General features: G+C 47.0%; 13 protein-coding genes. 4 read left to right on the top strand and 9 right to left on the bottom strand.

Annotated elements, in window-relative coordinates; translation table 11 throughout:
- Positions 1–384 precede the first annotated feature (384 nt).
- Both psb29 and WBA89_RS06330 read right to left on the bottom strand, forming a co-directional pair.
- Positions 385–1,098, bottom strand: coding sequence for a photosystem II biogenesis protein Psp29 (gene psb29, locus WBA89_RS06335; RefSeq protein WP_424404824.1), 714 nt, complete (start codon positions 1,096–1,098; stop codon positions 385–387).
- Positions 1,099–1,105: 7 nt separating this feature from the next.
- A complete protein-coding gene (locus WBA89_RS06330; protein WP_424404822.1) occupies positions 1,106–1,321 on the bottom strand; it encodes a hypothetical protein in 216 nt (71 codons plus the stop codon).
- A gap of 115 nt (positions 1,322–1,436) precedes the next feature.
- Between WBA89_RS06330 and WBA89_RS06325 the strand changes: the two genes are divergently transcribed.
- The gene (locus WBA89_RS06325) at positions 1,437–2,087 is read left to right on the top strand and encodes a chromophore lyase CpcT/CpeT (RefSeq protein ID WP_424404820.1); all 651 of its coding nucleotides are present in this window, start codon (positions 1,437–1,439) and stop codon (positions 2,085–2,087) included.
- Between the two features lie 307 nt (positions 2,088–2,394).
- Here the strand turns inward: WBA89_RS06325 and WBA89_RS06320 are convergent, their stop codons facing one another.
- Both WBA89_RS06320 and hemF read right to left on the bottom strand, forming a co-directional pair.
- A complete protein-coding gene (locus WBA89_RS06320; RefSeq protein WP_106149243.1) occupies positions 2,395–2,757 on the bottom strand; it encodes an STAS domain-containing protein in 363 nt (120 codons plus the stop codon).
- A gap of 60 nt (positions 2,758–2,817) precedes the next feature.
- The gene (gene hemF, locus WBA89_RS06315; protein WP_424404817.1) at positions 2,818–3,861 is read right to left on the bottom strand and encodes an oxygen-dependent coproporphyrinogen oxidase; all 1,044 of its coding nucleotides are present in this window, start codon (positions 3,859–3,861) and stop codon (positions 2,818–2,820) included.
- 190 nt (positions 3,862–4,051) lie between these two features.
- On the opposite strand from hemF, the gene WBA89_RS06310 reads away from it, so the two are divergent.
- Both WBA89_RS06310 and WBA89_RS06305 read left to right on the top strand, forming a co-directional pair.
- Complete coding sequence (locus WBA89_RS06310) at positions 4,052–5,122, top strand: Mrp/NBP35 family ATP-binding protein (RefSeq protein WP_424404815.1); 1,071 nt, start codon at positions 4,052–4,054, stop codon at positions 5,120–5,122.
- A gap of 133 nt (positions 5,123–5,255) precedes the next feature.
- Positions 5,256–5,447, top strand: coding sequence for an NAD(P)H dehydrogenase subunit NdhS (locus WBA89_RS06305; RefSeq protein WP_193971290.1), 192 nt, complete (start codon positions 5,256–5,258; stop codon positions 5,445–5,447).
- Between the two features lie 392 nt (positions 5,448–5,839).
- On the opposite strand, the gene WBA89_RS06300 is transcribed toward WBA89_RS06305, so the two are convergent.
- On the bottom strand, positions 5,840–5,983 hold the full coding sequence (locus WBA89_RS06300) for a hypothetical protein (RefSeq protein ID WP_424404812.1): 144 nt from the start codon (positions 5,981–5,983) through the stop codon (positions 5,840–5,842).
- A 66-nt stretch (positions 5,984–6,049) separates the two neighbouring features.
- On the opposite strand from WBA89_RS06300, the gene WBA89_RS06295 reads away from it, so the two are divergent.
- Positions 6,050–6,874 carry an NAD-dependent epimerase/dehydratase family protein gene (locus WBA89_RS06295; RefSeq protein ID WP_424404810.1) on the top strand — a complete coding sequence of 275 codons (825 nt, stop codon included), beginning with the start codon at positions 6,050–6,052 and terminating at the stop codon, positions 6,872–6,874.
- Between the two features lie 279 nt (positions 6,875–7,153).
- On the opposite strand, the gene WBA89_RS06290 is transcribed toward WBA89_RS06295, so the two are convergent.
- The 4 genes from WBA89_RS06290 to WBA89_RS06275 form a co-directional block, all read right to left on the bottom strand.
- Positions 7,154–7,576 (bottom strand): hypothetical protein, encoded by a 423-nt coding sequence (locus tag WBA89_RS06290; protein WP_424404808.1) that lies wholly within the window; start codon positions 7,574–7,576, stop codon positions 7,154–7,156.
- A gap of 269 nt (positions 7,577–7,845) precedes the next feature.
- A complete protein-coding gene (locus tag WBA89_RS06285) occupies positions 7,846–8,487 on the bottom strand; it encodes a Uma2 family endonuclease (RefSeq protein ID WP_424404806.1) in 642 nt (213 codons plus the stop codon).
- A 139-nt stretch (positions 8,488–8,626) separates the two neighbouring features.
- On the bottom strand, positions 8,627–9,055 hold the full coding sequence (locus WBA89_RS06280; protein WP_424404804.1) for an Imm1 family immunity protein: 429 nt from the start codon (positions 9,053–9,055) through the stop codon (positions 8,627–8,629).
- Positions 9,056–9,294: 239 nt separating this feature from the next.
- The coding region (locus WBA89_RS06275) for an aminotransferase class V-fold PLP-dependent enzyme (protein ID WP_424404802.1) at positions 9,295–9,756 on the bottom strand (462 nt) is incomplete at its 5' end.

Raw genomic sequence — 9,756 nt, 5'->3', positions numbered from 1 at the left:
TTTCTCAGAAAGATGAGGTGCTCTCGCGGGCCTAAAAGCATCGGGCCTAAAAGCATCGGGCATCGGGCCTAAAAGCATCGGGCATCGGGCCTAAAAGCATACCTCACCTTTGTGAGAACCGCTATATGTCCGGTCAATTACCCGTAAAAACGGTTGGATCGCTGGGAATGCAAGTCCTCATGCTCAGAAAACTTAAATTCCCAACGATCGAACAAATCGGATTGCGGTTGAGCGAGGGCGCAGGAGGTCGCAAGGTAGAAGGCACCTGTCAGAATTCAAGAACAAAAAGTTTAAATTTAAGAGTTTTATTTGAGATCAAATAAAACTCTTTTTTCTGCTTTTTTTACCCTGAACAAAGCCTGATAACGTTGTTCCTTCAAAGGATTAATTGTTACTCTCAGAAGCGTCTGCCGAGGGGCTGGCGGTAACTTTTATTTCTCGCTTTTCCCGTTTTTTCCGTTCCGCTTCGATCACATCTTGAAGCACTATTCGCGCTTGGATCATTTTTTCCAAATTGCTGCGGTACAAATCTAAATCTTTGCTAACTTTTTCTTCAGGCAGGTGCAACGCTGCACTGATTTTGGCGATCGCGCCGTTTCGCGTTTCTTGGTCTTTTACCATGTCGGGGTCAGCTTTTTCTAACAGCGAGAACAAGCCGATCGCGAACAAGCGGCTGTACTTAAATTGAGCGTTGCCGGCGATCGCCCCTAGGGACGCTTGCAAATCTCCTGTATCTTCAAAGCTGGTGGAGCGATCGAGCCACGAGAGCAAATCTGACCCGGAAAGTCTGCCCGCCATGCTTTCCAAGCGCTGAGCGTCTTGTTTGTAGCGCTCTGGGTCTTCTTCTAGGGACTTGCACAAAGCGTTAAAAATCGAAAGTCTGTCTGCTTCAGGGGCGTACCCGAGCATGAATCGATCGAAAGCTGTCACCACGCCCAAAGCATAAATCGGGTCGTATTGAAAATCGGCATTCGCCAAAAGCAAGTGCATTTCTACCATCAACTCTTCCACCACTCGACGGTAAATTGAGTTGATCGGTCGAGTGTGAATCGTATAGAAACTTCGCTTAGTATCTGAAACAGTACGGTTATTGTTCACCTGAGTCTTATAGATAAATAATTTTGCCGCAGCCCGCGCGCGGCGTGAGTAAAGTCGGGGGAGTCGATTGGCGATCGGGCTGACAAAAATTGCCAGTTTTTTTTAGTTGTGCCGCCCGTACAGCGAGGCAAAATCCGATCGATAAAATTTTGCCTCGCTGTACGGGCGGCAACAAATAATCTGTCGCACTACCAGGGCAAAACCCAAGTATCTTTACAATCATAGCTCTTCTGGGATCGCTCACCAATCTAATCTTCTGACTTGCCCGCCCAGAACTGGCAATTCCTATCACAATAAATGCTGAATGTCAAGTCCAAATACTGAAAAATCAAACAAATATGACAATTTCTCCTGAATTAATAGCTTTAGCCCAGTACATGGCGGGCGACTTTGACAACCGGGAACAAGCGCTAGCAGACCCGGCTTGGTACGTCCACCTTCGTTTGTGGCAAAGACCGGTGCCTGCGGATATATTTTCCGAGCCCGGGATTGCCCTGTTTGCCGAACAAGCCAACATTCTGGAACTAGACAAACCCTACCGCCCCCGCATCGTGCAACTGAGGCACGCAAAGACAGCGCCAGCACTTATAGAAGCTCAGTATTATATGTTTAAGGATATTGCAGCCGTCAAAGGAGCAGGTAGCAACCCCGACTTGCTAGCAAAACTAACCAGGGAGGAAATCGAATTCCTCCCTGGCTGCACCCTCTCCGTTGCGGTGCAAAATTTAGCCTCAAACCGCTATCGTTTTCGGGCATCTCTGCCCCAGGGCACTCGCTGCGGCTTTACCTACGGCGGGCAAAATTACCAAGTAGACTTGGGATTTGAAGCCGCAGACGAGGAATTTCTCAGCTACGACAAAGGAATTAGCCCCACGACAGGCAAGGCTATCTGGGGAGCTTTAATGGGCCCTTTGAGATTTGTCAAGCGCCAGGATTTTGCTTCTGAGATATTGGCCAATAGGCTTGGGAGCAAATCAGACGGCGGTTGAAACCGCGTCTAGATAAACAAAATTCAGACGGCGGTTGAAACCGCGCCTACAAAAACAAATATCGGACGGCGGTTGAAACCGCGCCTACAAAAACAAAGTCCGCCTCCGCGGACTAAAGAAGAAGATGACGTAATTTTCACCGCCTTTGTCTTCAACCGGCGGAGGCCGGTTTTGTTTGTATAGACGCGATTTCAATCGCCCGGTCTTCTTCAACCTGCGGAGGCAGGTTTTGTTGGTGTAGACGCGATTTCAATCGCCCGGTCTTCTTAAATTGTCCTTACACCGCAATCGATGCCAGCAAGAGCGATCAACTGGCGCGCGGCACCCCCTCTAGAGCTTCTTCTTCCGTTTCAAAAATTTCAAACACAGAATCCATCATGGTGACTTCAAACACCAGTTTGGCTTCTGGATGAACATTGCAAATGCGGAAACTTCCCTTAACTTTATCCGCATCGCGCATACCTGCTACCAACGAGGTCAGGCCAGAGCTATCGATAAAGTTTACCTGACCAAGATTCACGACGACATGGCGGCTGAGTTTGGAAATACACTCTTGCAACTTGAGGCGGAATTGCCAAGCTGTCGTGATGTCCAACCGTCCTGTCGGTGCTAAGACGATAACTGTTGTACCGTCAGATAGCGTGTGGGTTTTTTGATCAATATGAATCACTGACCCTTCCCTCAAATTTATGATTATTTATCGCGGTGGTTGCTTTCTCAGTAGTTTAACTCAGGTCGGTGACTGCTGAGGCATCCAATTCGCCCAATCTTGCGGTTTTAAGAACTTCGAGTAGAGTTCGGCTTCTGGAGAGTTGGGTTCTGGCTCGAAACAATACTCCCAGCGTACCAAAGGTGGCAGGGACATGAGAATCGATTCGGTGCGTCCGTTGGTCTGCAAGCCAAAGGTTGTGCCTCGATCGTACACCAAGTTAAATTCAACGTAGCGGCCGCGGCGGTAAAGTTGGAAATCGCGCTCGCGATCGCCGTATGCTTTCGATCGGTGCTTTTCTACAATTGGGGTGTAAGCCGGCAAAAATGCCCGCCCGCAGTCCTGTACGAAGGCGAACAGCGACTCCCAGCTTCTGGGTTCGGGGTTTCCGGCATTCTTGCTGTATTCAGCAGCTTTTCCTTTGACATTTTGGTCGCGGTAAAGCGGGCCTCGAGCGCTTTGGTAGTCAAAAAACAGGCCGCCGACGCCGCGAGTTTCTTGGCGGTGGGGCAGGTAGAAATATTCGTCGCACCAGAGTTTAAATGTCTGGTAATAGTCCGAGTGGTGTTTGTCGCAGGCTGCTTTCAGAGTTTTGTGAAAATGAGCTGCATCCTCAGCCAACGGGTAATAAGGAGTCAAATCGACACCGCCGCCAAACCACCAAATCGGCCCTGCTTCAAAATAGCGGTAATTCAGGTGAACCGTAGGCAAATACGGATTGCGGGGGTGCAGCACCATCGAAGTCCCAGTCGCGTAAAAATCGTGACCGGCAGCTTCTGGGTGCTTGGCAAGAATCAAAGCTGGCAAACTTTCGCCCCAAACTTCGGAAAAATTCACTCCGCCTTGTTCAAACACATTACCTTCGCGCATAACGCGAGAACGTCCGCCCCCGCCTTCGGAGCGTTCCCAAGAGTCTTCCTTAAATTGGCCTTCGCCGTCGAGCTGTTCGAGGGCTTGACAAATTTCGTCTTGTAGGGATTTCATAAATTGGCTGACTCTAGCTCTAGAGTCAGCGGGCGGCAAAAACACAGAAGAGTTGGTTTTAAGTGTGGTAGAAACTGTCATAAGAATTTCTGTTGTCAGATTTGAGTCAGAGATGGGCGATGATTCCCACATCCACCCGTCATGTAATTATGCCACTGCAGGTCTGCAAATGATCGCAATGAAGATACATTAAAAAATAGCAACAAAAATATACTTTAAGCTGCGATCGAAAATTTGCTAACCCAATTGCAGACCTATGGTGGAGAAAACAATGCCAAATACACTCGATATTAGTTCAGTCTTAGAAATCCTGCGACCTGTCCAAGACCCCGAACTGCAAAAAAGTTTGGTGGAATTGAACATGATTCGCAATATTAAAATCGACGGCGGTGTCGTCAGTTTTACTTTAGTGCTGACAACGCCTGCTTGCCCGCTGCGAGAATTTATTGTGGAAGATTGCCAAAAAGCGGTAAAACAGTTGCCAGGAGTCGAAAAAGTGGCGGTGGAAGTGACAGCGGAAACGCCGCAGCAGAAGGGAATGGTCGATCGACAAGGCATTGAAGGAGTCAAAAACATTGTCGCCATTTCCAGCGGCAAAGGCGGTGTCGGCAAAAGCACGGTAGCGGTAAATGTGGCAGTAGCGCTGGCGCAAACCGGCGCGAAGGTGGGTTTGCTGGATGCGGATATCTACGGGCCCAACGACCCGACAATGTTGGGTTTGGCGGACGCAAAAGTGATGGTTAAGGACGGAAAAAGCGGGGAAACCCTCGAACCAGCCTTTAATTACGGTGTCAAGTTAGTGTCGATGGCGTTTTTAATTGACAAAGACCAACCCGTGATTTGGCGGGGCCCGATGTTAAACGGGATCATCCGGCAGTTTCTCTACCAAGTGAATTGGGGCGATTTAGATTATCTGATTGTGGATATGCCTCCGGGTACTGGAGACGCGCAGTTGACGATGGCGCAAGCGGTGCCGATGGCGGGTGCGGTAATCGTGACTACGCCGCAGACGGTGGCTTTGTTGGACTCCCGCAAAGGTTTAAAGATGTTCCAACAGTTGGGAGTGCCGGTGTTGGGAATTGTGGAAAATATGAGCTATTTTGTACCGCCGGATATGCCCGACAAGCAATACGATATTTTCGGTTCCGGCGGCGGGGAAAGGACGGCTGCTGAGTTGGGAGTGCCGCTGTTAGGCCGCATTCCGCTGGAAATTCCGCTGCGGGAAGGTGGCGATTCGGGCGTGCCAATTGTCGTGGGACAACCGGGTTCTGCTTCGGCGAGGGAGTTGCGGGCGGTGGCGGGCCGGATTGCCGGTAAGGTTTCCGTAGCAGCCTTAGCCTAACCAACTGTTGTACTCTCGTTCCCAGGCACTGACTGGGAACGCCGGCGGAGCAGATCCTCGCGTTTTAGCATCAAGCCCGATCGCGAAAAAACGGTAAGCTATAAACAGCAGCAAACATCACATTCAAACAATTATGATTTTTCCAGGTTCGGCAGTTCGAGTTAAAGATAAGGGCGAGATTTACTACGGCTTTCAAGGACTTGTCCAGCGAGTTACCGACGGGAAAGTCGCGGTACTTTTTGAAGGCGGCAATTGGGACAAGCTGATCGCGTTCCGGCTGTCGCAGTTGGAACTTGTGGATGCTACGGCCGGCCGGGCGAAGTAGTCAGTTGGCAGTTGTTAGTTGGCAGTTGTCAGTTGTTAGTTGGCAGTTGTCAGTTGACACGAAAGCAGTTGGAATTGGTAAGCTCTCGCACATTTAAATTAGACTTCTCCAATAATTATTGTGGAACAGGCTGTCCGGCCTGTTCCACACTGGCTTTTCTGCAGATGTCTGTTAGATTTGTTGCAAAATAATTTTCTGCTACAATCAAGGGCTTGGCTTAAGTGGAGTAAATTGCAGGTTATAGCGGTTCTAAGATAAATGAGGTATACAGAAATCCTGTACAGTCAAGCTTTCCAGGTCAAAATTCGTACCTCACCTTTTTGAGATAGGATTTGAGTCTTTGCGGAGTCAGAAAACTTGTCAAAACTTATGGTTTTAAATAGCAAATTTAGTTAGTCAATATCCGCGGCACTATCGGCGGCTGCGATCGCAAATAAAGAACCGTAAAAAGCTAAAAGTTCGGTTGATGAGGATGTGGCAAAAATATCTTTCTCGGACATGATGCACTCCGATCGCGACCCTTTGCATTTTACCATAAAACCCACCTCGAACAAATCGCCAAAATCGGTAATAATTAGAGATGATACAAGGGAGAATTTTTTATGAAAGTGGCGATCGTCGGCTGCGGCTATGTGGGTACTGCGACAGCCAAACATTTACGCGCTAAACCCGATTGTACCGTGACGGCGACAACGACGACGGCGAGCCGAGTCAGTGAATTGGAGGCTGTCGCCCAGCGGGTAGCTGTAGTTAAGGGAAATGATGCAAGTGCGATCGCCAGTTTACTGCAAGACCAAGATGCTGTTATGCTGTGCGTCGGCGCTCCAAATTCTAGTGCTTATCGAGAAAGTTACTTAGAGACGGCGACAACTTTGGTATCAGTTTTGCAGCAGATACCGACAGTCAAGCAGGTGATTTATACGGGTACTTATTCTGTGTACGGCGATCGACAAGGTAAACTGGTAAACGAAGAATCGCCCGTGGAGCCAGCCAATCCCAACGGTGAAATTCTCGCCGAAACAGAACGAATTTTATTAGCAGCATCCAGTCCCAACCTTCACACCTGCATTCTCCGTTTGGGCGGAATTTACGGGCCGGGGCGAGAATTAGTTAAAATCTTTGGAGGCTGGGCTGGGAGCACTCGTCCCGGTGCGGGGGAAGATGCGACAAATTGGGTGCATCGGGATGATATTGTTGGGGGATTGACCTTTGCATTGGACAATCGATTGCAGGGAATTTACAATTTAGTTGGGGATGTATCGCTGTCGAGTCGCGAATTAACCGATCGCATTTTTGAACGTCACAATCTGCCGAAAGCTACTTGGGATGGAAGTCCTAGCGTGCGGCCTTATAATGCGAAGGTCTCGAATCAAAAGATTAAGGCTGCTGGTTATCAATTTATCCATCCTGAAATTAGAGAGTATTAAATGCAGTCATTAAACACGCATTAATACCAATTTTTTATGAGGCTGCATAGAATCTGATCGCCCTGGCACCCCCCTTAATAAGGGGGGACAAGATTCTTCTCAAAGTCCCCCTTCTTAAGGGGGATTTAGGGGGATCGGGATATATGCAACTTCATATTAAATTGGTATAAACACAATTGCATTCAGGCGATCGCTCTTTTTTCAACTATCTGCGTCCTTCAGCGTTTATCCGCTGGAAATCTGCGGTTAACAGATAGAATATTTGTGCAAAAAGCTAGCTTATTGCGTATGTTTGGCGATCGCTTTTGCCACAGATATAAGCTGATCCTGAGTTAAATCATCCCCAGGATTTGCCGCCGGGCCCCAGTTTGTGTAACGAGTCGATCGGCCTGCACCTACTTCCGCAAAGACTCGAATAGATTCTAAGTTGCCGCGAGTCATTTCAAAATAAGTATAGGTAGCTCCCCAACACAGATATTTATTAGTAATTCCTCCGATTCTTCCACTACCTAAATCCAGAGTTTTAACCAGCGGCACAGAAACAGTAGTTTGACAGCTTTTGTCATAATAAGAATAAGCTACCGGAGCATTTTCATTGTATTTATAGTTAGTTGCAAATGTTGCTAATTCTGAGGGAGTCATCGCCAAACCAGGGGTGGCTGCAGACAGAAAAACAATTGCAGTAGTTAATAGTTTTTTCACGATTTGAGACTCGAATAAAATTTTATATTTGGTAAATAGACACCATATATAGCATTTCTAGCGAAAGATGAGGTACTGTCGGCCAAACAGGGCATTGGGCATCGGGCCTAAAAGCATCGGCAAAACAGGGCATTGGCCAAACAGGGCCTAAAAGCATACCTCACCACGCTTGAGAACCGCTATAGCCAGAAACCGGGGTTTTTACAACAATATTTTGGTGTTACCAGTAGATTCGGTAAAAAACCCGGTTTCTTTGGTTGTAATGCTTTTCATAACTGCTGTATTTTTCCATTAACCCAAGTTCTAAAGGATTTGAGCAAAGCAATTTCTCCGGTTGTGCGAGTTCTATCAAAAAATCCAGCCATTTCCGCTACCGATAAAAAAGGAAAAGTAATGCTAAAGTCGATCTCGATATATTCACTCTCTACCAACTGATAAAATTTCAAAACTCGCCCGTTATATCGCCAAATTTCCGGGACGCGAAGTGCTGAGTAAATTGCCAACTTATTCAGCGAAGTGCTGGTAATATCTATTTCAATTGCTAAGTCAGGCGGTGGGGCTGTTTCTAAATCCAATTCTTGCCGGCCTCTGAGGGCTGGTTCGTTTTGAATATAATAGCAATTGTCAGGTTCTATGCCTTTTTTTACATTTTTGAGCTTGAGAGTAGTTGAGCCTGCACTTTTGATTTCTATGCCGAGTTCTTCTGCTAAAGCTACAATGAAACGATCGAACTGAATCTTGGGATTTTCATGCTCAAATAGTGGAGCCATAATTTCCAACATTCCCTCATCGTAAGCTAGGCGATAACCTCGGTTATTTCCTATTTCTTTGAGCAGGGTTTCAAAAGTTGACCAGCTAATGTTTTCTAGCAGGGTTCTCTGTTCGGCTAAAGTTGAAGTAGCAACAATCATCTCAAAATCTCCTCGATCTGAGAAAACTCTAGTTTTATTTTACCAGGCGATCGAGCTTTTGCAACCGCCGATTGAGGCGGATTAACGTTGGATGAACGCGGATAGTCAGAAAGGGCGATCGCACTTTACTTAGGTTGTGTTAAATCTTATTTGATGACACCGCTAATTCTTTCTCTTCTTCCCAAGACAGCGATCTTTGAAGTTGTCCTGATTCTGTAAATGTTTGAGCTGCCAGCAGTACCGTCTCTAAATTCACACACATTTTGGCGGAATAATTACCTTCTTGTCCGCCGACAACTAGCTTTTCTACTGCATCGGGTTTTGATGGAGCTACTAAATTATAGAAGCTAACATTGTCAAAAGTTATGTTGACAATATATTTGCCTAATTCGCCGCCGCCAATGCTCATATAACACTCGTCATCTGCACCAAAGGTAACTAAAGTTTTACTTTTTCCGTCTAACTCGCGGATGGCTTGCTCTATTTGACTCCAAGTAGGATTTTCTATTAGCTCGCCTTCATCTTGGTTGCCAACCCAATTTTCTGCTGATAGGTTTGATACAAACATTATTGTCTCCTTCTATATGCAGATAGTCGATCGAACACACTTTATATTTTTGACTTTCCTGTGGGTTGACTGCCCCTATTTTACCAGATTCCGTTAGGGTTTTGGGATTTCGATGTGCGATCGCTCTCTTATTCATCCGCGTTCATCCGTGTTCATCTGCCTTCATCTGCAGTCAAAAAAAGAGCGATCGCTTCTAAATTTCTACCCGCGAACCATCACCAACCAACTTACCCCATCATCTAACTGAAAAAGTCGATCGTCTCTTTCAACGCCTTCACAAACACATCAATCTCCTCATAGGTATTGTAAAAATACAAACTCACCCGTGCAGTAGATGAAATGTTCAAATAGCGGTGCAAAGCTTGCGTGCAGTGATGCCCCGAACGAATCGCGACCCCATCTTGATCCAACATGGTAGACAAGTCTTGAGGGTGAATTTCTCCGGCAGTAAATGCCGCCAAAGCTGCCCTACCTTCGCCGTTGCTGTCCGGTTGCGGCCCGTAAATTTTAATCTGTGGAATTTGTCGCAATTGTTGGAACAGATAAGCCGTCAATTCGGCTTCGCAAGCATGAATCTTATCCATGCCAATGTTATTAAGATAATCGATTGCGGCACCAAGGGCGATCGCCTCCCCGATTGCCGGAGTCCCCGCCTCAAACTTGTGCGGCAAATCTGCATAGGTAGAATATTCGAGAAACAC

This window comes from Microcoleus sp., from assembly GCF_049646505.1.
Classification (GTDB): domain Bacteria; phylum Cyanobacteriota; class Cyanobacteriia; order Cyanobacteriales; family Microcoleaceae; genus Microcoleus.
Note: the sequence above shows the minus strand (reverse complement) of the source record. Positions and strands in the feature narration are given on the sequence as shown.